Raw genomic sequence first — 286 nt, forward strand, 5'->3', positions numbered from 1 at the left:
GTGTTTGCGCACGCCGCGCTGTCCGATCCCGCTACCGGTCGCCTGCTACACGGCGAGCGCGCCGCACGCGTGGGTTTCGGCCTGGCGAGGGCACGCACGGCTGACGCCGATATCGGCATCCGTGACTGGCGCCTGCGCCGCACGCCTGACAACCGATGGAATACCCGAATCTTCGCCAACGACTTTGCGCTGGCGCTTGATTTCCGGCCAACGCAGCCGCCGATGCCGCAGGGCCTTGGTGGATACAGCCGCAAAGGGCCCCGGCCGGAGCAGGCGAGCTATTACT

The 286-nt window shown here is 67.8% G+C and carries 1 protein-coding gene; it reads left to right on the forward strand.

Features of this window, described 5'->3' with window-relative positions:
- The coding region (locus AC0IYH_RS31010; RefSeq protein WP_471838025.1) for a lipocalin-like domain-containing protein at window positions 1–286 on the forward strand (286 nt) is incomplete at both ends.

It is taken from the genome of Pseudomonas sp. AC463, assembly GCF_979253585.1.